The 23,619-nt window shown below is 55.9% G+C and carries 17 protein-coding genes and 1 tRNA gene; 8 read left to right on the top strand and 10 right to left on the bottom strand.

The window, feature by feature from the left end; translation table 11 throughout:
* The first annotated feature begins 213 nt into the window (after positions 1 to 213).
* The 4 genes from P0119_22120 (at position 214) to P0119_22105 (ending at position 6,055) form a co-directional block, all read left to right on the top strand.
* Entirely contained in the window at positions 214 to 939 is a 726-nt protein-coding gene (locus P0119_22120) for a DUF928 domain-containing protein (protein MDF0668757.1), read from the top strand.
* Positions 940 to 1,275: 336 nt separating this feature from the next.
* Positions 1,276 to 2,205, top strand: coding sequence for an ABC transporter substrate-binding protein (locus P0119_22115; protein MDF0668756.1), 930 nt, complete (start codon positions 1,276 to 1,278; stop codon positions 2,203 to 2,205).
* A 12-nt stretch (positions 2,206 to 2,217) separates the two neighbouring features.
* Entirely contained in the window at positions 2,218 to 4,551 is a 2,334-nt protein-coding gene (locus tag P0119_22110) for an ATP-binding protein (GenBank protein MDF0668755.1), read from the top strand.
* Between the two features lie 55 nt (positions 4,552 to 4,606).
* Positions 4,607 to 6,055 (top strand): sigma-54 dependent transcriptional regulator, encoded by a 1,449-nt coding sequence (locus tag P0119_22105; protein MDF0668754.1) that lies wholly within the window; start codon positions 4,607 to 4,609, stop codon positions 6,053 to 6,055.
* 1,050 nt (positions 6,056 to 7,105) lie between these two features.
* Here the strand turns inward: P0119_22105 and P0119_22100 are convergent.
* From P0119_22100 to rph, 3 genes are all read right to left on the bottom strand, one after another.
* Positions 7,106 to 7,182: transfer RNA gene (locus P0119_22100), tRNA-Pro, on the bottom strand.
* Between the two features lie 84 nt (positions 7,183 to 7,266).
* Positions 7,267 to 7,893, bottom strand: a complete 627-nt coding sequence (locus P0119_22095) for an XTP/dITP diphosphatase (GenBank protein MDF0668753.1) — start codon at positions 7,891 to 7,893, stop codon at positions 7,267 to 7,269.
* Positions 7,880 to 8,629 carry a ribonuclease PH gene (rph, locus tag P0119_22090; GenBank protein MDF0668752.1) on the bottom strand — a complete coding sequence of 250 codons (750 nt, stop codon included), beginning with the start codon at positions 8,627 to 8,629 and terminating at the stop codon, positions 7,880 to 7,882. Before rph ends, P0119_22095 begins: the two co-directional genes overlap by 14 nt.
* A 512-nt stretch (positions 8,630 to 9,141) precedes the next feature.
* On the opposite strand from rph, the gene P0119_22085 reads away from it, so the two are divergent.
* Complete coding sequence (locus P0119_22085; protein ID MDF0668751.1) at positions 9,142 to 10,284, top strand: response regulator; 1,143 nt, start codon at positions 9,142 to 9,144, stop codon at positions 10,282 to 10,284.
* A 140-nt stretch (positions 10,285 to 10,424) separates the two neighbouring features.
* Positions 10,425 to 10,925, top strand: a complete 501-nt coding sequence (locus P0119_22080; GenBank protein MDF0668750.1) for a hypothetical protein — start codon at positions 10,425 to 10,427, stop codon at positions 10,923 to 10,925.
* A 74-nt stretch (positions 10,926 to 10,999) separates the two neighbouring features.
* On the opposite strand, the gene aroC is transcribed toward P0119_22080, so the two are convergent.
* The 6 genes from aroC to P0119_22050 form a co-directional block, all read right to left on the bottom strand.
* A complete protein-coding gene (aroC, locus tag P0119_22075) occupies positions 11,000 to 12,163 on the bottom strand; it encodes a chorismate synthase (GenBank protein ID MDF0668749.1) in 1,164 nt (387 codons plus the stop codon).
* Entirely contained in the window at positions 12,163 to 13,926 is a 1,764-nt protein-coding gene (gene aspS, locus P0119_22070; GenBank protein ID MDF0668748.1) for an aspartate--tRNA ligase, read from the bottom strand. Before aspS ends, aroC begins: the two co-directional genes overlap by 1 nt.
* Positions 13,923 to 14,768 carry a pseudouridine synthase gene (locus tag P0119_22065; GenBank protein MDF0668747.1) on the bottom strand — a complete coding sequence of 282 codons (846 nt, stop codon included), beginning with the start codon at positions 14,766 to 14,768 and terminating at the stop codon, positions 13,923 to 13,925. The genes aspS and P0119_22065 overlap by 4 nt, the downstream gene beginning before the upstream one ends.
* Positions 14,769 to 14,916: 148 nt before the next feature.
* A complete protein-coding gene (gene guaA / locus P0119_22060; protein ID MDF0668746.1) occupies positions 14,917 to 16,473 on the bottom strand; it encodes a glutamine-hydrolyzing GMP synthase in 1,557 nt (518 codons plus the stop codon).
* Between the two features lie 110 nt (positions 16,474 to 16,583).
* Positions 16,584 to 18,050 carry an IMP dehydrogenase gene (gene guaB / locus P0119_22055; GenBank protein MDF0668745.1) on the bottom strand — a complete coding sequence of 489 codons (1,467 nt, stop codon included), beginning with the start codon at positions 18,048 to 18,050 and terminating at the stop codon, positions 16,584 to 16,586.
* Between the two features lie 10 nt (positions 18,051 to 18,060).
* Positions 18,061 to 21,027, bottom strand: a complete 2,967-nt coding sequence (locus P0119_22050; protein MDF0668744.1) for a 6-bladed beta-propeller — start codon at positions 21,025 to 21,027, stop codon at positions 18,061 to 18,063.
* Positions 21,028 to 21,268: 241 nt separating this feature from the next.
* Between P0119_22050 and P0119_22045 the strand changes: the two genes are divergently transcribed.
* Both P0119_22045 and P0119_22040 read left to right on the top strand, forming a co-directional pair.
* Positions 21,269 to 21,442, top strand: coding sequence for a hypothetical protein (locus P0119_22045; GenBank protein MDF0668743.1), 174 nt, complete (start codon positions 21,269 to 21,271; stop codon positions 21,440 to 21,442).
* Positions 21,443 to 21,547: 105 nt separating this feature from the next.
* Positions 21,548 to 21,844 (top strand): hypothetical protein, encoded by a 297-nt coding sequence (locus P0119_22040; GenBank protein ID MDF0668742.1) that lies wholly within the window; start codon positions 21,548 to 21,550, stop codon positions 21,842 to 21,844.
* A 785-nt stretch (positions 21,845 to 22,629) separates the two neighbouring features.
* Here the strand turns inward: P0119_22040 and P0119_22035 are convergent.
* Positions 22,630 to 23,610, bottom strand: coding sequence for a hypothetical protein (locus tag P0119_22035; protein MDF0668741.1), 981 nt, complete (start codon positions 23,608 to 23,610; stop codon positions 22,630 to 22,632).
* Between the last annotated feature and the right edge of the window lie 9 nt (positions 23,611 to 23,619).

Raw genomic sequence — 23,619 nt, 5'->3', positions numbered from 1 at the left:
AAAAGTCCGCCAGCGGCGTTCTCGCATCGCTCAGAGGCTCAACGTACCGAAGCGTACGCCTCACCTCTTCGCTCGTTGCGGCCTTGCTGGACGGCCTTTTTGAGCATCCTGAATTGATTCTAGCGTTAGCACCGATTGGAAAATTACAGCCATATTCCTGGCATTACCCGAGTTTTTCATCATCCTGCTAGAAGGAGAATTGCCGTGAAATACATGTTGATCCTAGGGTTAAGCCTTCTCCTGACTGTCTCAGGCGCGCATGTCCTGGACGCCGCAGAGAAGGCGCCGGCGGCAACGGCTGATCAACCAGATGACCTCATCTATACACCGCCAAAGAAACCGACTCCTCGCGCGCGAGTCGGAGGCACGTTACGGGGAACGGAGGGGAGTGAACCGGAGCTCGTCGCCTTGGTTCCCGACCACGTGGGTTTGACGGTGAAGCGAACGCCGACGCTCAATTGGTATCTCTCGAAACCGACGACCTATCCCTTGCGGTTCACACTGAACGATACCCAAAAAGTCGTCCCGCTCTATGAAGGTTCCCTCCCGGTTCCAACCGAGGCGGGGGTGCAATCCATCGATCTCAAAAGCCTGGGACTTACCCTTGAACCTAACGTCCAGTACCGCTGGTTTGTGTCGGCCAGCCCCAATCCCGAGTCCCCCTCCAGGGATATCGTCGCAGGTGGAATGATCGAGCGATGCGACTTCAATGAATGTCTGACGGTCACGTCGGTAAACCTGACCTGTGATCGTGAAACCGTGCGCACCAATGCCCTCATCGGGTTCTGGTACGATGCGATGGGCTGTGTCTGCTCGTTGATTGAGAAAGAGCCAAAGGATCCGTCGCTTCGTAGACTGAGGGCGGCTCTCCTAAGACAGGTCGGACTCAACGGGGTGGCGGACTGGGATCTGAAAGCTATTCAGGGCAACGCAAAATAGCGCTTCGCGAACGACCCCTCCCGGCCTGCTCCATTCTGAGCAAGGATTGATGCCGTCCATTCGATTCGGTCGGAGAATCCAATTCGATTCAGGCTGAATCAGTTTTGATCCACCACGCCACCCGGCTTTTTGTTTCTGGACCGGCTAAGTTGGACAATGAACATGGGCTGCCAGAATGAACTTCTTCGTCTGGTCGTGGTGACTCGACAATACCGAGGGCACAGGGTTTGCTTGAAATAAACGCACCGATTGGTCGCGGGGTCCTTGATCACTGCCCTATCACCCTATCGCATGTTTATGATCGCTCATACGTTGAGAGATCGGGAAAACAGATGGGTGCGCTCTGCTCATATCCGGCGACTGTCCCTTGCGCTCATCCTTCTCTCCTATTTCCTCTCTGTACAGGCCGAGGCGGCCGGCACTGAGATCGCTATTCTCAAATCGCCCGACCTGAAGGCGTACAGCGATGCCGTCGAAGGCTTCAAGGCGACAGCGCCGACCGGAGCCACTTATATTGAGTACGACCTACGGGGAGATCTGGAGCAAGGCAAGCAGCTGGTCAGAAAGATTCGTGCCTCAGACGCTTCCCTCGTAGTCGCCGTCGGCCTCAAAGCGGCACTGGCGGTCAAGTTGGAGATCGTCGATACCCCGATTCTCTACATGATGGTTCTCGACCCCTTGAAACATCATCTGACCGCTGCCAATATGACCGGCGTCCTGTTGGAAATTCCAACGGACCGTCAGTTGAAGGTCATGCGCGCGTTGTTGCCCACCCTTCGCCGGATCGGCATGTTGTACGATCCCGGCAAGTCTGCTTCCCGCTTCAAGGACGCGGAGGCGCAGGCTTCTGTCCATAACGTTCAGTTGCGGGGATTCATGGTCGAGCATGAGAAGGAAGTCCCTCAGCAACTGCGGCTGCTCCTGTCCGAATCGGAAGCCTTATGGCTGATTCCGGATTCGACGGTGCTGACCGATGAATCGATCCGCTTTATTCTCGAATCGGCGTTGGCCAAACAGGTTCCCGTCATCGGCTTTTCATCCGAGTTTACCCGCCTGGGCGCATTGCTCAGCTTGTCGATCAGCTACAACGAAGTAGGCCGAGAAACCGGGCTCCTTGCCAAGCGTATCTTGGACAGGGAAGAACGGCTTCCCCTCAAACCCGTTCCTGTCCAGCGGGTCAGGATCACGGTGAATGTCAAGACCGCGCGGTATCTCGGCATCTCGATTCCAAGAGAGCTCGACAGCCTTATCGACGAAACTTATTAGATGAGTCGGCCCATGGATAGCTCAGGACTCCTAAGAGGACAACGTCCCGGACCAGGGTCTGGGGCTCGACTCTTCGGTCTCCGCTTGAAGTTCATGGCGTTTTTCAGCCTCATTCTCATCATGACCTGTTCGTCATTAAGCTGGTATTTTATCGAAGCCCGGCGCAAGGCCATGACGGACAATCTGGAGGAACTCGGAAGCATCTTATTGACCAACACCGTACAGAACGAACACTTTCGCCTTGCCGGCGTTGTGCTTGAGGATCGGGTCACACTTGGTCAATTCATGCAGAGCCTGATGACGATCGATCACGTCGTGTATGTCGTCATCACCGGCTCCGACGGCCGCATCCTGAACCGACAAAGCAAGCGCATTCGGAGGTCGTCGAACGGGTCACCTCCGGCCGTAGAACAACCGCTCTACCCTGACGACCGGATATCACAATCGCTGCTGCGGGCGCCGCTGACCGTTCCGCTCATTACCAGATTTTTTCAATCTGCAGAACACACGTTGGTCCCTCAGGATGAGTCCTCTGATTGGCTCCTACCGTTTTTCGTGCGGACGGAAACCCTGTTCGACTTTGCGATGCCGGTCCTCCGAGAATCCCCATCCGAGCCACCGCTGCCTCATCTTCCGGTCGAATTGGAGGATATCATTGGCCCCACTCTCCTACCCACAATCTCGCCGGTGGTCGGCCTGGTGCGTATCGGCATAACCGACGCCCAAGCCAAGCAAGCCCTGTTGATCATCGTTCGTAACGTTTCGATTCTCACGCTGCTCATCATTGTCGCAGGCGTCGTCGGCGCGCACTTTCTTACATCTCGCATTACGACACCACTCCGAAGTCTCGCCGGTGCTGCGCGGAAACTCGCAGAGGGAAAGGATGTTCACATTTCCCTCCCTCGACCTACCAATGATGAAGTCGGTCAATTGACCCATGCATTCAGCGTGATGACACAATGTCTGCAGGACAGGAATCACGCGATCACCGCAAACCTCGACACCATCCGACTGCAGGTCAGGCACTTAACCACGGTGCATAAAGCCAGTGCCGCAATCGCACGCGCCAATATGTTCGACATGGGTCAGTTGCTTGACACAGTGCTCCGGTTGCTGGTCGAGAATCTCGGATTTTCTCGAATGGCGGTCATTCTTCACTACCCAGAAAAGAACTGCGCCTCCTTCGCTCGGATCATCGGAGTTTCACAGGAACTTACGGAGGCCGCTTACCGGCTTGAATTACCCATCGTCGATGGCGGCATCGCGGCGGATCTGCTCATTCACAGCAAGCCGTTGCTGATCCATGACATCGAGGCCATCCCCCAGCGTATATTTCCGCCGCTGCTTGAGTTGCTGCGCCGGTCCGGAGCACGGTCATTCGTCGCCGTGCCGCTCCAGAGCCGTACAAAGATTCTCGGATTTTTATTGGCTGACCGAGGGTCACGTCCATGCAGTGAGGGAGATCTCAGTATCTTGCTCACTATTGCAAGCCACGTCGCGGCGGCCATCGACAATGCCAAGGCCTACTCCGATCTGACCGAGCTGACCCAGCATCTTGAAGATCGCATCCAGCAGCGGACCGAAGAACTGTCCTGCGCCAATGCTCAGCTGCAGGAACATGACCGGCGTCGAACGACCTTTCTCTCAGTAGTCTCACACGAGCTGGGGACGCCTATGACGGCGATTCGGAGCTTTGCAGAAAACATGCTCGACGGCGTCACGGGTCCACTCACCGACCTGCAACGCACCTATCTCACCCGCATCCAACGCAACGTCGCCCGGCTTGGAAGAATCATCAGTCAACTGCTCGATTGGTCGCGCCTCGATACCAAGCGAATCGAGCTTCGCCTGGAAGAAGTCTGCGTCCGCCGGATGGCGATGATCGCAGTGGACAGCCTCCAGATGCTTGCGGCAGAGAAGAATGTTTCCCTCGACATTCCCCCCCTCGAGTCGCTTCCACCCGTGCAAGGCGACCGCGACAAGGTGGAACAGATTCTGGTGAATCTCCTTGGGAATGCGATCAAGTTCACCGCTCCCGGTGGTCGAATAACCGTGGAGTTTTGCGAATCTCCACCAGGACTCGTACAAACGTGCGTTGCTGATACCGGCTGCGGGATTGATTCATCCCATCTCCCAAACATTTTTGATGAGTTTTCCAGAGTGCCGTCGCCCATGCCGACCGCGCAAGGCGCTCAACTTGGCCTCTGCATCACCAAGACCCTGGTCACCATGCACCATGGTTCGATTTGGGTTGAGAGCCAACCAGGGATCGGGTCTCGTTTTTATTTTACGCTGCCGATCGCTGCGCCACAGTTTGATTCAGGTCGGACGACATGGCGAATCTAGCCTTTCCCGATGTTACGGGGTGAAGAATTGCCTATCCAGAAAGGAGAAGCCTCCGATGCGCGCGAAAATCCTGATTGTTGACGACGACCGCGATATCCTTCTGAGTCTGGAAAATCGGATCACCTGGATGGGACATGAACCGGTGACTGCCGCGAATGGGAAGGATGCTCTGCGCATAATTCAGGAAGAAGGGCCTGATCTTGTCCTGCTGGATCTCGAACTTCCATTACTGTCAGGACTTGATGTCTTAAAACAAGTCAGCGGGAGGTCAGTTCGCCACGATCAGGAAGATGAAGGGACGCTCCGGGCTTCAGCAACCTATACGAATCCGCTGATCGTGATGCTCACGGCCTATGGAACGATCGAACGCGCGGTGCAGGCCATGCAACTTGGTGCCTTCGACTTTGTGCCGAAGCCGTTCACTGCAGACCATTTGACCGTCGTGATTAAGAAGGCTTTGGACACCGTCACCCTTCACCGCCAGGTCGAGACGCTCCGCCAAGAGGTCGATGCCCAGTTCGAACCCATCGAGACGGCCAGCAAGCAGATGGCCGGACAGTTGACGATGGCCAAACAGGCAGCGGCCTCTTCCGTAACTGTGTTATTACTCGGGGAAACGGGTACGGGGAAGGAAGTGGTCGCCCGCGCCATTCATCGTTGGAGCCCTCGCGCTACCAAACCATTTATTGCCGTCAATTGCGCCGCCTTCCCTGAGAACCTACTGGAAAACGAGCTCTTCGGGCACGAAAAAGGCGCGTTCACCGGAGCCACTAAGCGGGAGCCTGGCAAAATCGAGGTCGCCGAGGGAGGCACGCTGTTTCTTGACGAGATCGGCGACATGCCGCTCACCATGCAAAGCCATCTCCTGCGTATACTTCAAGACCGGACATTCTACCGCGTCGGCGGAACTCAAGAGGTACGGACCGACGCACGTTTTATCGCGGCCACGAACAAGGATCTGAGACAGGCGATTCGTCAAGGGACATTCCGCGAAGACCTGTACTTTCGCCTCGCCGTGATTACCATCGCGCTGCCCCCACTGCATGAGCGGATGGAGGATCTTTCCACCCTCGTGGAACATTTCCTCAACCGGCCCAGCATCGTGGGCCTGTCTAAACGCGTGACCCTCAGCGACGAGGCATTCCAAGCGCTGCAACAGTACCCCTGGCCGGGTAACGTGCGGGAATTGGAAAACGTGCTCACTCGTGCATTGATTTTATGTCCCGGCGACACGATCGAACCGGAACACCTCTCATTGACTGCGTCAGCTGCTTCGACGCCCGAGGCTCCCATGGTGAGTCAGGAGGCCGACACCGACATACTGTTTTTCTCGTATCATAGGAGCATGGACGTATATGGCCAGAAGCTGATTGAGGCCGCGTTGCGTCGGAATGGCTGGAATCAGACAAAGACGGCGGCCGAACTCGGCCTGCAACGGACCTACCTGACCAAACTGCTCCGACAGAAGCAGATCTCAGGCAAACCGCCTACTTCTTCAGACTGAAGGACTGTGCGGCTCTCTGAAGCGGTTCCGACCTCGTAGGCAGATCTCTTAAAACAGTTGCGACCAGCCCCGACTGTCCATCGGAGTTCATGACTCATCGCCCTCCACCCGGTTGGAGTTTAGGGAATTAACCGGATAAGTATATCCCACATTATCCGCATCACATTCGATCCACTCTAGAATCCATTTTGATCCAGCCTGGAATCCATTCAGATACAGCTGCAGGCCGCCAGACCACACCTCCATTTGCGTAGGCCCTGGAAATATCACGAGTTAGCATAAGACCCGGCGTGGCCCAAGAAATGCTTAGGGCTTGTCATGAGAAACGCTGGCGGATGCTCGGTGCAGAAGTGCTCGGTGTAGAACTCGAATTCCATCATCGGATTTCGAGGGACACTCGACCTCCACGTGGATGAACCACGATGGAGATATGGAAAGGATGGGTACAGATATGATGAGTGATGAGATGGCCATGTTGACGATCTCGGGCGGGATACTTTTCGCAGTGATGGTGATGTTGACGATGTTCATGCGCGAACGGTGAGACATGGAGTGAGCATTGCGACAAATTCTACATGAATGGAGGTGAGAGGTGATGATACTGATGTTGTTGATCAATGGAGCACTGGTCATCGGTGCGGTACTTGTCATGTTTATGATGCTTGCCCAGGACCGCGAGTAATCGCCGTGAGACGTGCGGCTGTGGATTTCATTGGTGGTTTCTATGTGCGCAGTTACTGTACAACAATAACGAGCGGGCGGCTCGCACGAAGTGCGGCAATATCAGATCACCAGTAGGTCTCTCCCGTCGTCTCAATTGTTAGGCTCCTGGTCGAGCAAGCTCTGTATGGTCGGGGCAAGAGGGTTTGGGAAATCAGAAGGACTTGTGGTATTTGTCCCTGCGAAACAGCTACGGTAATACGATGAAGAGCGCAGGGTACCCGCAAGCGAGGTTTGGTTGAGAAAAACGAGGCCGACTGGTGGGTTCTATCCGCCGGCACCAAGTACGATAACGCGATGAATAGCCGGCGGCACACACGAAGTGCGGTTTGGTCGGGGCGAGAGGATTTGAACCTCCGACATCCTGCTCCCAAAGCAGGCGCGCTACCGGGCTGCGCTACGCCCCGACGGCTCGTCCTTCACTTATACAAGAATGTTCCGATTGGTGTCCAGGCAATGTCTCCCTTGCACATGCGTCGACATCACCCGGCTCAGAGTTTCCGGCCAGTCAAGGGTCGAAGAATGTCCGCCATGGATCGAAATGCCTTGGCTCGGTGACTGATACGGTTCTTTTCCTCAGCCGTCAACTCACCCAACGTACGACCGAGCTCCGGGACGAAAAAGACGGGGTCGTAGCCGAATCCTTGCGTACCAACAAACCCTTCAGCAATGACGCCGCCGAGGGTTCCCGTGGCCACTCGACAGTGACCACCCGGCATCGCCAAGGCAGCGACCGTTACGAATCGAGCGGTTCGTCTGGCCGGTGGCACACCACCCAGTTCCTTGAGCAGCTTCCGGCAGTTGTCTTCGTAGGTTGCGTTTCCCCCTGCATATCGAGCAGTAAACACGCCTGGCCTTCCACCCAACGCATCAACTTCGAGTCCCGTATCATCCGCGACCGACGGAAGGCCTGTCACAGAGGCCATTTCCCTGGCCTTCTTGAGTGCGTTGGCTTCACAGGTTGTACCGTCTTCTTCCACTTCCGGTGCGGTAGGGAAGTCCACCAGGGTACGGATGCTGATTCCAAGATCCCCGAGAAGAGCCGCAAGTTCCCTGACTTTGTCCGGATTTCTGGTCGCGAGGAGGATTTCTTCTATCGGTCCCTCAATCGAGTGCACCGATCAGCTCTTTCTGAATGGCGGTCAACCGTTGGATAGCCTGCCACCCCAGATTCAGAAACTCGTCCATATCTTGCTTCGCGAACGGCGTGCGTTCGGCTGTACCCTGTACCTCGACATACCGGCCGCTGCCGGTCATCACCACATTCATGTCGACTTCGGCCATCGAATCCTCGGTATAGGCAAGATCCACCATCACCTCTCCCCCGACCTTTCCGACGCTGATGGCCGCCAGGTAGTCGGTCAAAGGCATCTTCTTCAACAGATCCCGTTTTTTCAGCACGGCACAAGCATCAGCCAACGCGATAAAGGCGCCGGTGATGGACGCGGTTCTGGTGCCCCCGTCCGCTTGGATCACATCACAGTCGATCCAAATGGACCGCTCTCCCAGCTGCGACATGTCGGTCACGGAGCGCAGAGCACGTCCGACGAGCCGTTGAATCTCCAGGGTCCGGCCGCCTTGCTTCCCCTTGACCGCCTCTCGTGGGGATCGCTCATGGGTTGCCCGCGGCAACATCGCATATTCCGCCGTGACCCATCCCGTCCCCTTGCCCTTGAGAAAGGGAGGCACCTTTTCCTCAACGGACGCAGTACAAATGACCTTCGTGTCTCCCATTTCAATCAAAACCGCCCCTTCGGCATGTTTGATATAGTTGCGTGTCACTTTCACGTGGCGGACCTGATCTCTGCGACGCCCATCAAAACGGACTAAGCCGGAAATTCCGCTCATTCTCATGTCCCTTCCTCAATAGTGGGATTCGAATTATAGTGAAGGCCTTAAGAAAGCGCAAACCAACTGTCCAGCCGATCATCGTCGGTGGAGCCTCACGGCATGACAGCCGTGATCCCTGTTAGTTTCTGAGCGACACCTCGCCGAAGTGTGTGTAGGCGGGTGAATCGATGCGTCGGCCCACCACCGGTATCTTCCTCTGTACAAAAGCAGCTACTCAAGTTTGACGAATTCTGTACAATCTTTTGACGTCTCACCCCACACCGGAATAGGGACTAAGTAAGAGCTCATGACCAGGTACCTCCCAAAATCTCTCCAGACGCAGAGATTCCATCCTGGATCTCTTAAGATCATCAAAATGGACGGTATTCAAATGACAGGGTAGAGGCAATACCAATTGGCACAAAAAGTGCACATCTCTGCGCCGTTCCTATGGCGATTCAGATCCAACCTCAATGAGCCGATAAAGAACAACTGAGACAGTCCGAGGCCTCGACGAGCCGATTACATTCCGACTGATGGCGATACTGCTGAACCAGACTACTCATCAAGCCCTCCTCGATAATCGCAATATTCTGGTTGTCGACGATGAGGAACCGATCAGGCGCCTCCTGGCCTACCTGCTTCAATCTCATGGGTATTCGGCCGAATGCGCCGCAGATGCCCGAGAGGCTCGGCAAAAATTGCAGGACCAACCCTTTGCGTTGATGCTCTGCGACGTCAACATGCCCGGAGAATCGGGTATGGATCTCGTGCGACACATTCTCACGGAGCACCCTCACACGGCGGCGATCATGGTCACGGGCCTCGATAGCTCGGTCCTCGCCAATGCCGCCTTGGAGGTCGGCGCGTTCGGATACATCATCAAGCCGTTCGAAGCCAATGAGGTTCTCATCGACGTCGCGAATGCCCTCCGCCGCCGACGACTCGAGATGGAGAATCGGCTCCATCGTGAGAATCTTGAGGACATTGTCCGAACAAGAACGCTCGCGCTACAGCAAGCGCTGGACTGGCTGGAACGCTCTGAAAAAGAACTCCGCCTCTCGCGTGAGGAAACCATTCAGCGACTCGCCATCGCCGCGGAATTCCGCGATCATGCGACCGCCCGACACATTCAACGCATGAGTCACTACTGTGAGTTGCTTGCGCGCAAGGCCGGCCTATCCCCGGAACGCTGCGACTTGATCCGCACGGCCAGCCCCATGCACGACATCGGCAAGATCGGCACCCCGGATCATGTCTTGCTGAAACCCGGCAAGTTCACACAGGAAGAATTCGGGGTGATCGCGCAGCACGCCGAAATCGGCTATAAGATCCTCAGCGGGTCGGATGCAGAGCTGCTGAAAGTCGCAGCCGTGATCGCTTACACCCACCATGAGCGCTTCGACGGTACCGGGTATCCTCGCAGGTTACAAGGCGACGCCATTCCCGTCGAAGGCCGCATCGCAGCGATTGCCGACGCATTTGATGCACTCACCACTCAACGAGTCTACAAGCCGGCCTTCGAGCTCAGTCATGCGATTGAACTCATGCTCAAGCACCGTGGCGAACATTTCGATCCCGAGCTGCTGGATACCTTCGTCGCATCTGCAGAGGAATTGGCGCGCATCCACGATCAATACGCAGACCGCGTGAATGCCAGTACTTTCCGCGAAACGTAGCATCTCCTCAGCTGAACCGATGACTCGATTGTCGGCAATTCGTTGACCGACTGTGGTGCCACGGCTATACTTTTTTCGCTTGCCGGAACAACGTGATTCGATCCTAACAACCGCCGCCATAGACGAAGGGATTGGCACGTATGGCGACAAAGCTGACTGCGGTCCGCGAACGCCCCCGAAACCGAAATTGGATCGCCTATCTCTGCGAATCCCTGGTTGCTTCAGGCGCCATGCCGACATGGGAGGCGGCCACCTATCTAACAGAGAACCTCTTTGGAGAAAAACCAAATCCTCGCCTCCTGACTCCCGTCAACCCGCACGAGGTCACGGTGCAATTTCTGCATCACCTCTATCAACCGCTCGTTGAAGCCGCCTCGCGGGAAATCATGCTCCCCTCGTCCTCCATGCTGCACATCTTCACCGACATCAGCCTCACCGGTCGCTCCACCGTCCTCGTCGTCTTGTTCTCCGGGCCTTCCAAGCCGCAGCAGCTCTTGATGCTGGACGCAGCCAAGGCATGGGACCTCGTGTTCCAGGACGCAGAGTCGTTCAATGCTTGGGCCGAGGACCGGTATAGACAGCTCGTCAATGCCCTGCGTAGCACCCTGATAGAGAATGATCAGCTCAGGTCGGTCAGCTAGCCCATAAGAGAAGATCATCAAAAGGAACTTTATGAGAGGGGTGAGGATGGTTCGCAGTGTCCTCAATCACACGATTACGCTTCAGCAGGGTCAGGATTGGTCTTCAAGGCAGCGTTGCTCTTTTCTTGTGAGGCAGTCCGTTTGATGGAACCAGCAATTTTCGGTGTCTTGGTCGTCACATCAGCGTTCTGAGCACGATGCAGCAGCGCATGATCCATGAGCACCAACGCCATCATGGCCTCAGCAATCGGAGTGGCCCTGATGCCGACACAGGGATCGTGGCGACCGGTGGTTCCCACCATGACCGGATTGCCTTGTTTATCGATTGATCGACGCGGGATACGGATACTTGATGTCGGTTTGATCCCGATCGTGACGACAATATCCTGCCCGGTGGAGATCCCACCTAAAATGCCGCCGGCATGGTTCGTGACAAAGCCCTCTGGCGTGAGTTCATCGCCGTGCTCTGAGCCGCGCTGCGCAACCGACCCGAAGCCTGATCCGATCTCGACCGCTTTCACCGCATTGATGCTCATCATCGCCGCAGCCAAGTCGGCATCCAATTTTTCGTAGACCGGTGCGCCCCACCCTACCGGCACATACTCGGCCACGGTCGTGATCCTCGCGCCGACAGAATCGCCGTCCTTCCGAAGCTCATCCATGAAGGATTCCAACTTGGGGACGATGTCTGGATCCGCAGAGAAAAACGGATTCTGACCCACTGTGTCCCAATTTTTGAAGGCCAATTCATAAGGACCCAACTGGCTCAGATATCCCCGAATGATGACACCATGCTTCTCTCTGAGCCACTTCCGGGCAATCGCGGCAGCGGCGACTCGAACCGCAGTCTCACGGGCCGATGCACGGCCGCCGCCTCGATGATCGCGAATCCCGTACTTTTGCCAGTAGGTATAGTCCGCATGGCCGGGGCGAAAGGTATCGATCAGATTACCGTAGTCGCGGCTACGCTGATCTTCATTGCGGATCAACAGCGCGATTGGTGTGCCGGTGGTCTTTCCCTCGAATACTCCGGAGAGAATTTCAACGGTATCAGACTCCTGACGCTGGGTTACATGACGAGAGGTACCGGGCTTCCTCCGATCAAGATCATGTTGGATGTCTTCAGTCGAAAGCGAAAAACCCGGGGGGCAGCCATCAATCACACAACCGATCGCCGGCCCATGACTTTCACCGAATGACGTGACGGTAAAGATTCTGCCGAAGGTATTACCGGCCATTACTCGACTAAATCCAACTTGATGCGCAATTCCTTGAGTTGCTCAGGACTGACGGAGGACGGCGCATCGGTCAGCGGACATTGTGCCTTCTGGGTCTTGGGAAAAGCGATCACGTCGCGGATCGAATCGGCATTACCGAGCAACATCACCAATCGATCCAATCCGAACGCAACCCCGCCATGCGGCGGTGCACCGTACTCGAGCGCATCGAGCAGAAATCCAAACTTAGCTGATGCTTCCTCCTTGCCGATCCCGAGAAGGTCAAAGACTTTGCTTTGCATCTCTCGCCGATGCATACGAATACTGCCGCCGCCGATCTCACTCCCGTTCAACACCATGTCGTAGGCTTTCGCTCGCATCTTCAGCGGATCGGACTCGAACAACAGTAGATCATCATCGAGCGGGGCGGTGAATGGATGGTGCATGGCCACATACCGTTTCTGCTCTTGATCGTAATCCAACAGGGGGAAATCGATCACCCACAATGGCCGCCATACTGAGGAGTCGATCAACCTCAACTCCTCTCCCAATAAAAGCCTAATCCGCCCCATCACATCGTGAACGACCGTTGGTTTGTCGGCACCGAATAAGACCAGATCACCAGGCTTCGCTTCAGGCAGTGCTGCGGCAAACGCGTTGACATCCAGGAATTTTGCGATGACTGATTCAAGCTGCCCGTCCGTCGTAATCTTGAGCCAAGCCAGGCCCTTGGCGCCGAAGCTCTTGGCCGTTTCGCCCAACGCGTCGATGCGTGTCCGCGAAAGCGCAGCTCCACCCTTCACGATCAAGGCCTTGACGATACGGCCCTTGGTTGCCGCATCCTTAAAGACTTTAAACTCGCTCGTCGCGCCGAATGCCGTCACATCGTAGAGCGGCATGTCAAATCTGAGATCAGGCTTATCCGACCCATATCGGCCCATGGCCTCGGCATAGGTCATCCGCGGGAACGGCGTCGGAAGATGCACGCCCCCGGCTTCCTGGAATACAGTCACAATCATTCGTTCCATCAGGCTCATGACTTGCTCACGATCCACGAATGACATCTCCAGGTCGATCTGCGTGAATTCCGGCTGACGATCGTTTCGCAGGTCCTCGTCGCGGAAGCAGCGGGCGATCTGATAGTAACGATCGACTCCGCTGATCATCAGCACTTGCTTGAACAGTTGCGGTGATTGCGGCAAGGCATAGAACTGTCCGGGGTTCACCCGACTTGGCACCAAGTAATCCCTGGCTCCTTCCGGCGTACTTTTCGTCAAAATCGGCGTCTCAACTTCGAGGAACCCTTCCGCGTTCAGAAAGTCTCTGGTCCTCTGCATGATGCCGTGGCGCAAGCTCAAGAGCCGTTGCATGATGGGGCGACGAAGATCCAGGAAGCGGTACTTCAGGCGAATGGCCTCCGTCACCTCCGCTTCGTCTTCTATCAGGAAGGGAGGGGTCTTCGCCTCATTGAGAATTTCAACCTCATCGACAAAAACCTCGATCTCTCCGGTCGAGAGATGAGGATTCTTCGATTCAACCGGCCGCGCCATGACTTGGCCGGTAACCGACACGACACATTCGCTGCGGAGCGAATGGGCAGCCTGATGTACCCTGAGGTTTCGCTCGGCATTGAATACGACCTGTGCAATGCCAGTCCGGTCACGAAGATCGATGAAGATGACCATGCCATGATCGCGCCGACGCTGAACCCAACCGTTCAAGACGACGATCTGACCGACTTGCTTCGCATTCAACTCTCCACAGCGGTGAGTTCTGATCTTCATGCAACCTTCGCTTTCTTGCCAGAAGACTTTTTACTTCTATCGGGTTTGGCCCAACCCTCTCCCTTGACCGGCCGCTTCGGCCTCGGTGCCGGCTCCTCTCCCCTTTCAGCCGATGCCATCCGCTCATGGACCAACTCGCGTAATGCATTGGCCTCCCGATCCGTCAAGAACCGAAACTCTCCTGGTTCCAGATTTCCGAGCGAGAGAGGCCCCATCCTGACCCGAAGCAATTTGATGACCGGATGCCCGACCGCCTCCAACATGCGCTTGACTTGATGCTTGCGTCCCTCGCGGATGGTGATCTCCAACCAGGAGTTCGCCTCGACTTTTCGCACCTTCTTCACGTGGGCGGGACTCGTCATCCCATCTTCGAGTCTGATCCCTCGCTCCAGACGAACGATCTCCTCATTATTTAACGCACCCTTGACCTTGATCAGATAGGTCTTCGGCACATGATAACGCGGATGTAGCAGGGCCTGCGCAAGCTCGCCGTTGTTCGTCAGCAACATCAATCCCTCACTGTCGAAATCGAGCCGTCCGACCGGGAACACGCGAACGGACACGCCTCGCAAGAAATCCTTCACCGTTGTCCGTCCACCAGGATCGTCCAGCGTGGACATCACGTTCTTGGGTTTGTTGAGCATCAGATACACGAAGGGCTGTGCCGAGGTCAGGTGCTTCCCATCGACCTTGACATGATCGCGATCAGGATCGACCTTCGTCCCGAGTTCAGTGACAACCTTGCCGTTCACCGAGACTCGTCCCGAGGCGATCAACAGCTCCGCCTTTCGGCGGGAGGACAGCCCCGTACTGGCGATGAGCTTTTGGAGCCTGACTGTCATCTATTCTATCGTTTCCTCCCAAGGCTGGAAGTAGTCCTACTGACTCTCACTGCGCGCATCCAGCGAGCACCGCCCGCTTTGATCACAATTCGATTAATCTTGTGTGCGCGGTACGCGGCCACGGAAGCCGCCTGGCCATACTCGATCCTCACTCCCACTCAATCGTCGACGGTGGTTTCGAGCTGATGTCGTACACCACCCGATTCACACCTTTGACTTCATTGATGATCCGATTCGACATGCGACCGAGCACATCGTTTGGAATCTTCGCCCAATCGGCCGTCATGCCGTCCACGCTGGTGACGGCGCGAATCGCGATGACATTCTCATAGGTCCGTTGATCACCCATTACCCCGACGGTTCGAATCGGCAACAAGACGGCAAAGGCCTGCCAAATCTCACGATAGAGACCGGCGCTTCGGATTTCCTGATCCACGATCGCTTCCGCTGCCCTCAGAACCGTCAATCGCTCCGGTGTCACGGAACCCAACACACGAATCGCCAATCCAGGACCCGGAAACGGTTGTCGCCAGATGATGTCATCCGGCAATCCCAATTCTGTTCCCAATATACGCACTTCGTCTTTGAACAATTCTCGGAGCGGCTCGATAAGTTTGAGCTTCATCCGGGCCGGCAAGCCGCCGACATTGTGATGCGTCTTGATCGTAGCCGATGGGCCTTTGAAGCTGACGCTCTCAATCACATCGGGATACAGAGTACCTTGCACGAGATACTTGGCGCCTTTCAGTTTTTTCGATTCCGCCTCGAAGTGCTTGATGAACTGACGGCCGATGATCTTTCGTTTGCGCTCTGGATCCGTTACGTTCTTCAAGCCGGCAAGAAATTGTTTCGTTCCATCCAGTATCCGTAGATTCAGGTGGAGCTGCGAAGCGAAGGTCTTCTCCACCTGGTCTCGTTCACCGGCCCGCAAGACGCCGTTATCGACGAAGATGCAGTTCAGCTGATCGCCGATCGCTCGGTGGGTCAACGCCGCTGCCACCGATGAATCCACCCCTCCGCTCAAGGCGCAAATGACTCGCTCCTTGCCGACCTGCTCACGAATCTGCTCGACCGCGGTCTTCACATAGGACTGCATGGTCCAGGTGGGTTTGCAACCGCATATCTCGTAGACGAAGTTGCGGAGAATCCTCGCCCCTTCCGGCGTGTGCACGACTTCGGGATGGAACTGCAGACCATAGATCCGGCGCTGGTCATCGTCCCGCTTCATCGCTGCGACAGGCGAGTTGTTCGTATGCGCGATCGACCGAAACCCCGGCGGCATCCGCTCGATGCGATCACCGTGAGACATCCACACGGCGGTCGATCGATCGATTCCGACTCCTTTAAAGAGATCCCCGGCATCGTCGATCGTAAGATCGGCTCGGCCATACTCTCGATGTGTCGATTTGGCGACTTCACCTCCGGAGAGATGAGTCACTAATTGCATGCCATAGCAAATGCCGAGGATCGGAAGACCCTGATCGAAGAGCTCCTGAGCGACCATCGGCGCGTTTTCCTCATAGACACTGGAGGGACCGCCGGAAAGGACAATGCCTTGCGGCCGATACGCGAGGACCGTGGCCAATGGGACCGTACAGGGAAGAATTTGCGAATAGACCTGCGCTTCGCGAATGCGGCGGGCGATCAGTTGCGTGTACTGCGACCCGAAGTCGAGGACCAGAATTCTATCGTGCCAGAGCTCCATGTTCGTTAATCGTGAATCGTTACACGTTAATCGCCGGAGTCATTATGAGGAAGGGGGACCGGACTCTAAGTGTCTTATCGATTCACGGTTCACGATTAACGTTGAACGTCCTACTCCCAATCCATCCGGTAGTTCGGGGCCTCTTTGGTAATGATCACGTCATGCACATGGCTTTCACGGAGGCCGGCCACGGACTGTCTGATGAAGGTGGCATTCCGTTGCAAGTCGGCAATCGTTTTACAGCCGCAGTATCCCATTCCCGACCTCACGCCGCCGACTAACTGATACACCACAGCGGCCAACGACCCTTTATAGGGGACACGGCCTTCGATTCCTTCAGGAACCAGCTTCTGAGCCGGGCGTCCTCCCTGACCATATCGATCTCCTCCTCCTCGCTCCATCGCCCCGATGGAACCCATGCCGCGATAGACCTTGTAGGTTCTGGCTTGATACAGCACCGTCTCACCGGGAGACTCTTCCGTTCCGGCAAAGAGACCGCCGAGCATCACGGAAGACGCCCCGGCAGCCAAGGCTTTCGTGATATCACCGGAAAACTTGATGCCTCCATCGGCAATGATCGGCACACCGCTCCCCTGCAAAGCTTTTGCGCAGTCGGCGATAGCGGTCAACTGTGGCATCCCAGCCCCCGATACAATGCGCGTGGTGCAGATCGATCCAGGCCCCACCCCTACCTTTACCGCATCGACTCCGACTTCGAGGAGATCTTTGGCCGCCTCGGCGGTGCCAATGTTTCCTACCACCAGCTCAAGATCCTGATACTGTTTTTTGATCATTTTCGCTGTATCCAAGACGGCTTGGGAATGACCGTGAGCTGTGTCGATCACCACCAGATCCACGCCGGATTTCTTGAGCAGCCCGACCCGCTCCTCGGTATCCGCTCCGACCCCGACCGCCGCTCCGACCCGCAAGCGCCCATGGCTATCTTTACAGGCACTCGGATACTTGATCCGTTTCTCGATATCCTTGATGGTAATGAGACCCTTGAGTTCAAACTGCTTATTGACCACCGGCAGCTTTTCGATCCGATGTTCATGAAGAATTTCTCGTGCCTTCTCCAAACTGGTGCCTTCCGGTGCAGTGATGAGCCTGTCTCGCTTCATCACCTGCGATACCTTAAGGTCCATCCTGCTTTCGAACCTCAGGTCTCGGTTGGTGAGAATCCCGACCAGCTTGCGCCCTTTGGTGACCGGAATGCCTGAGATCCGATATTTCGCCATGAGCTGGTGCGCATCGCGAATCGTTTCATCAGGAGAAATCGTCACGGGATCGAGGATCATTCCGCTTTCGGACTTCTTAACTTTATCCACCTCTATCGCCTGATCCACCGGAGACAGCACGCGATGGATAATCCCGATCCCTCCTTCGCGCGCCATCGCGATCGCCAGCCGAGACTCCGTTACCGTATCCATAGCCGCGCTGACGAGCGGGATATTGATTCGCAGATTGCGTGACACGAAGGTCGCGGTATCGACTTCACTGGGCACAATCTGCGATTTCGCCGGCACGAGGACCACGTCGTCGTACGTCAATCCCAGTCGCGGTTCTTTGTCAAGCATCGCTCCCCCTTCACTCTTTCCGCGTTCGTTGCGCACTTTCCAGCTCGGCCAGCTCCTCGGCCTCGTCCTGCAATCGTTCGCTGCCCTCTTCGGACGGCATGAACTGCTGCACCCGCGTGTTGCCGCTGTCCACGACAAAGACGCTCCCCTTCGCGTCGACGGCGATCCCATATGGAAAATTGAATTGCCCGTCCCCGTTGCCGAACCCGCCCCACTGGGTGATGAAATTGCCCTCGCGGTCGAACTTCTCGATCCGATGATTTCCGGTATCCGTCACGTAAACATCCCCGGCTCCGTCGACGGTGACACCCCAGGGAGAGCGCAATTGACCGGCCTCCTGTGCCAAAGAACTGCTGGCGTGCCCGGCCACCGGACTGCCTCCCCACTTCGTCAACAGTTGCGGCAAGACATTGGTGCTGGTGTCGAATTTCTGGATGCGGTGGTTTCCCATGTCGACCACATAGACCGCCCCATCCTCCGGATCGACCGCCACCCCGCGTGGGAAATAGAACTGCCCGTCCCCATTGCCGAAGCCACCCCAGGCCATGATGAACTCACCGGACATGTCGAATTTCTGCACACGGAAATTGGCGCTGTCGACGACGTAGAGATAGCCGCGCACGCGGTCGACGGCAATCCCCCAGGGTGCATTAAATTGTCCTTCACCGTTTCCGCGCGAACCGAACTTCATGAGATAGCCGCCGAGCTTGCCGTCGAACTTTTGAACCCGGTGGTTGTTGGTATCCACCACCCAGACATCGCCCTTGCCGTCGCAGGCGATGCCGGTGGGATTGTGAAAATTCGAATTGGCCGAGCCGAAACTCCCCCACAGAATGATGAAGTTCCCGGCATTGTCGAACTTTTGTACGCGATTGTTGCCGTTGTCGACGACAAACATCGATCCCTGCTGATCGACGCACAGTCCGTACATCGGCGCCATAAACTCTCCGCCGTGCAACAGCGATGCGCCCCGTCCCGGCTTCCCCCATTTCGAGACGCAGAGATAGCCCGATGTATTGACCAAAATTGTGGTACCGGCCGGCGTGGAGACATTGTTGCCGATGTCTTTGAACCACACATAAATGGTTTTGGGTCCGTCCCCTGGCGAGAGAATGAACGGAATCGTGGCTCCAAACTTGATCGCCGGCGTTGCATCTACCCACCCGGGAGTCCCAGCCATCGGTGTGAGCGGACTTTCTGAAATAAAATAGGCCCCGACGCCCGAATCCAAATCAGTCGCCGAAATCGTCACCACGACATCGTGAGAATTCGTCATGAAGGCCCCATGATTGATCACCGCGTAGGGATTCTGTGGCGCCGTGATATCGATGAGCACGGGCGTCGCCGTCACTTCTTCCGACAGTCCGCTCTCCGTCCCGTCCTCGAACAACGCGGTCACCGCATAAAAATAGGGGGTATCGTTGGTGAGACCTTCATGCGTGTAGGGGTTCGTCACGCCTTCGATCTTCGTCGCGCCCTCAAGCGTGACATGGGGCGAGGTGCTGAAATAGAGATTGTAGGACTGAATGCCGGACACTTCCATCCAGCTCAGGAAGACTTCCGTGTCACCGGCCTTGACGGCAAGGCTGCGGGGTGGCTGCACCGCCCCGGCTTCCACTGCTTGCGTCGGCTGGTCCTTCCCACGATTCATCTCTTCTTCGGTCGGCACATACTTGAGGACACGGTTGTTGCCGCTATCGACGACGTACACCGCGCCTTCCTTATCCACCGCGATGCCGTAGGGGAAATTAACCTGCCCCTCTGTTTTCCCGCGATTCCCGAACGAGCAGAGGAAGGTGCCGTTGCCGTCGAACTTCTGAATCCGGTGGTTGCCGCTGTCGACGACATAGACGTTGCCCAACGCGTCACAGGCGATGCCCCACGGAGACTTGAACTGTCCGGGTCCCTGACCCTCTCGTCCCCACTTGGCTAAGAAACTTCCGCGGGCATCGAATTTTTGGATTCGGCTGTTGCTCTCGTCGGCGACATAGATGTTACCGACGAAATCCACCGCCACGCCGCGCGGAAAAAAGAAGGCGCCGTCGAAGCTGCCGTCACGGCCCCACTTCAACAGCGGTTGGCCGTCGGCCTGGAATTTTTGAATGCGCGCGTTGCTCGTGTCGGACACGTACACATTGCCCTCTTGGTCCGTCGTAATGCCCCAGGGTACGTCGAAGCGCCCCATGTCGGCCCCACGCCAGGCGAACCCGAACTTGCCCCACGCCTTCTGCACATTGCCCTCGAGATCGAACTTCTGCACCCGATTGTTGCCGCTATCGGCCACGTACACGGCATCGTCCGACCCGACAGCCAATCCGCGAGGGTAGTAAAACTGGCCTTCCTGTGAACCGGGCTCACCGCCCCATCGGGCCAAGAACTTTCCAGACTTATCGAATTTTTGGACCGAATGGTTGTCGGTATCAGCCACGTAGATGTTGCCGTCCTTGTCAAGCGCGATCCCCGTGGGCGAGCTCAACTCTCCGTCGCCCGCTCCTTCACAGCCGACGACCATGGCAAGGAGATAGGGCGATGGGATAGCCATCACTTCTTGCGATTCAGGACTTTCCCCTTTCGGAGTGACGACTGTGACGACATAGTGGTAACAGCTGCCGTTGGCAAGGTCGTCATGGACGTAGGGACTAGAGGCCCCTTCCAGGCAGGTCGCCTTGTCTTTTTTCACTCCGATCACGCTTTTGAAATCCTCGGGACCGGCGATGGGACGAGTCAGCTCCGAGAACTTGATCTGGACACCCTTGGTCGTCTGAAAGTAGAGATTGTAGTACATGGCATCCGGAACCGGATCCCAGGTAACGGTGATGCGCCCATTGCCTGGTGTTGCTTGAACGTTCTTCGGGGGCAACGGCAATTCTTCTTCCGCCACCACATCTCCGCCACCCCATTCTCCCTGAAGCCCTTCGATACAGAGAAGGAACGGATTGCATGTACAGGTGTCATCGAAAAGCCAAGCTTTCTTCACGGTGTTGCCCTCAGATTGCTGGTGGAACAATTCGGAAACAGTGGACTTTCAATCGCTTAGACCTGGATTGGTCACTCTAGCAAAGCAACGGAAATGGAGTCAAGACAACAGCCGCAGGTCTTGGAACATGACATCGTAGTTGAACACTCTCTATAGTATCCATGACCGGATCGATTACAATGCACGGGTTACCCGAGGCAAAACCTGTGATCAGATTTTAGACGTTCAAAGGGGAATACTTATGAGAATGTTTCAAGTCAGGCAAACTGTCACGTATGAACTGACGACAGCCGCAGGAACAGAGCAGGAAGCCATTTTAAAAGCCAAAGGCATTCCACTGGCTCAATGGGACTCCGAGGCCGATGAGATCACGGCGGAGATGCTCGATGAGACCGACGAAATAGACGAATACTGAAATCCGTTCCTCTTGACCGGCCTCCACATCGACGAGGGAAAAAGAACCATCCTCAAGTGTCAGATCGTCCGAACGTCAACGCTCTGCCTGTTATTCGTTGGAGTCATGGTCACTGCAACATTCGCTGGTGAGAAAACACTCACAAGCAGTCAAGCTTCGCCATTGGATGAGCAAACCGAGAATTGGGCGAGGTATGTCATCAAGATCGCCGGATGCAATGATTGTCACACGACCGGCTACGCAGAAGCGGCCGGCAAGATTCCCGAGAAAGATTGGCTCACAGGAGGTTTCAGAATAGACAATGAGTGGGGGAAGGTTCTTGCGCCTCGTCACATCAAAAACTTAACCGCCATGCACCGGCGCATTAGTGACGATTTCCTCACACCTGCATCCGTTCAATGACGCCGCTCATTACTGACGGTTCGGCACTCGCAACCGGTGCTGTTGGCTGCAAGCCGCTTCAATTAGACAACCGTTCGTGACCGCGAGTTACTGGCTCTTCTTGTAGACGACGAACCCGCCCAGGAGAATCCCGAGCATGACGAATACGAATATTAAGAAGCTACTGTCCATGACCGACTCCTTTCTTCCTTACGTTTGGTAGCATAAACCGGGACAGTGTATGAGCCTCGGGTGACTTTCTCCGTCTTCAAGCCATGCAAAAACTACGAGTAACGCTACGGGCGACCTCTCTGAATACGAGGTCGCCCGCGCATGGCGCTTAGGACGCCGGATGAATCTCTTCTCTTGAGGACCCGCGCGAAGGACGGGATGAGGGTGCTTCTTTATGAATAATGAATCGAATTACCAGCGATCATGCTTTTACGCCAAACCTGAACCTCCTCACAGCACATCTAAGGATTAACCCCCCTACGCGGGGAAGACGACGGCCGATGGAGAAAGGCTAGCATGACTGGCGAGGCACCCGCCCATGGTTCGGCGGGCCGACGTGATCCGGTGGACTCAGGTCTTCCATCTCCACCTCCTCCTGCTAAGGAATGACTCGAAGCATTTCACTGACGACAAGTCACTGGACTATTTTCTCCATACTCCTGTTGGAGGGTCATTGTCAATAGCGAGAATCAAGGTCGAACCGAGCTGGCACAGGCATAAGCAATGCTACGTCCATCATAAGAACCGGACTGGGCGGTATAACCCTTATTGTCCAATAGTTTGAAAACCAATTCCTAGCGCTGCACGCGGAGGATGGGACCTAAGGCTAGCCATTTGGTCGGCCCCAAGGCGGACATATGAGGCAGGTGGGCGACGTACCAGAACACGATGTCTTGCTCTTGCACTCCCTGGTTATCCTCGTCATATCCCAGCTGGCCACGCGCTCCGAAACTCCACGGCACATCCTCGCTCGCGTTGGCCCGCCTGATCGCCACATCGAAATCGGCAAACTTGTCTCGTTCTCCATCGTCCTTTAATGGAGCATACCCAGTACCAGGCAAGATCCAGACACCATGACCGTTCAGTTGGTCGCGGACCAGCCATGTTTTGTTGAGCGCTGGAATTTTGATATCGTTCCGTTCATTCAGATATTTCCGCCAGCCCGGTCCCCAACCTCGATCCGGCCCTCCCCCTTCATGGACGAACACCTGATCCATGCCGTTGCCGTTGATGTCGAAATCAAACCGCCAGTAGGGATGATGATCATGGTTGGTGTTGCAAGACAGCCCTCGGCTGTGGAGCACGGGACGGAGCTCGCCGTCTTCCGACAGATGCCACGATTGATAAATGTGATATTCACCGATCCGAGCGTACGTTCCCACTTCAAGCCAGTTCACATTATTCTGAGTGGCGTTGGCCATGCAGACTTTCTGATTGCCACAGTTCACGATCGGCACGAGGTCCTGCCACCGCAGGCGATCTTGAAACGGCCCGCACCGTCCACTGTCGGCCCGTGAACCGAACCAGGTAAAGGGGTTCCACCAGACACGCTCCTTGACATATTTGACACGGATGACCGGCATGCTGGCCTTATTGAGAATCAGCTCATCCGCATACTTCACATTTCGCAACGCCAGTCCAGTGTTGTCTCGAACCTCCCAGTCGAAACTCCAACGTCCCCAGTTCACATGCTCCGATTGCGTCTCGGCAAACAGGGGCTGAGCCGGGGAGAACGCGCAGAACATGATCACCGCGCTCCACCAGATCCGTTTCATTTCATTCCT

It is taken from the genome of Nitrospira sp., assembly GCA_029194665.1.
GTDB lineage: Bacteria > Nitrospirota > Nitrospiria > Nitrospirales > Nitrospiraceae > Nitrospira_D.
This window is presented reverse-complemented; position numbering and strand designations above follow the sequence as displayed.

What these genes read in the sequence shown, in the direction of transcription:
- P0119_22040 (MDF0668742.1), top strand. Translation starts at nt 21,548, where the DNA reads ATGGTCACTGCAACATTCGCTGGTGAGAAAACACTCACAAGCAGTCAA.
- aroC (MDF0668749.1), bottom strand. Translation starts at nt 12,163, where the DNA reads ATGGCCGGTAATACCTTCGGCAGAATCTTTACCGTCACGTCATTCGGT.
- P0119_22110 (MDF0668755.1), top strand. Translation starts at nt 2,218, where the DNA reads ATGGATAGCTCAGGACTCCTAAGAGGACAACGTCCCGGACCAGGGTCT.
- P0119_22065 (MDF0668747.1), bottom strand. Translation starts at nt 14,768, where the DNA reads ATGACAGTCAGGCTCCAAAAGCTCATCGCCAGTACGGGGCTGTCCTCC.
- P0119_22105 (MDF0668754.1), top strand. Translation starts at nt 4,607, where the DNA reads ATGCGCGCGAAAATCCTGATTGTTGACGACGACCGCGATATCCTTCTG.
- aspS (MDF0668748.1), bottom strand. Translation starts at nt 13,926, where the DNA reads ATGAAGATCAGAACTCACCGCTGTGGAGAGTTGAATGCGAAGCAAGTC.
- P0119_22045 (MDF0668743.1), top strand. Translation starts at nt 21,269, where the DNA reads ATGAGAATGTTTCAAGTCAGGCAAACTGTCACGTATGAACTGACGACA.
- guaA (MDF0668746.1), bottom strand. Translation starts at nt 16,473, where the DNA reads ATGGAGCTCTGGCACGATAGAATTCTGGTCCTCGACTTCGGGTCGCAG.
- P0119_22035 (MDF0668741.1), bottom strand. Translation starts at nt 23,610, where the DNA reads ATGAAACGGATCTGGTGGAGCGCGGTGATCATGTTCTGCGCGTTCTCC.
- guaB (MDF0668745.1), bottom strand. Translation starts at nt 18,050, where the DNA reads ATGCTTGACAAAGAACCGCGACTGGGATTGACGTACGACGACGTGGTC.
- P0119_22080 (MDF0668750.1), top strand. Translation starts at nt 10,425, where the DNA reads ATGGCGACAAAGCTGACTGCGGTCCGCGAACGCCCCCGAAACCGAAAT.
- P0119_22085 (MDF0668751.1), top strand. Translation starts at nt 9,142, where the DNA reads ATGGCGATACTGCTGAACCAGACTACTCATCAAGCCCTCCTCGATAAT.
- rph (MDF0668752.1), bottom strand. Translation starts at nt 8,629, where the DNA reads ATGAGAATGAGCGGAATTTCCGGCTTAGTCCGTTTTGATGGGCGTCGC.
- P0119_22120 (MDF0668757.1), top strand. Translation starts at nt 214, where the DNA reads ATGTTGATCCTAGGGTTAAGCCTTCTCCTGACTGTCTCAGGCGCGCAT.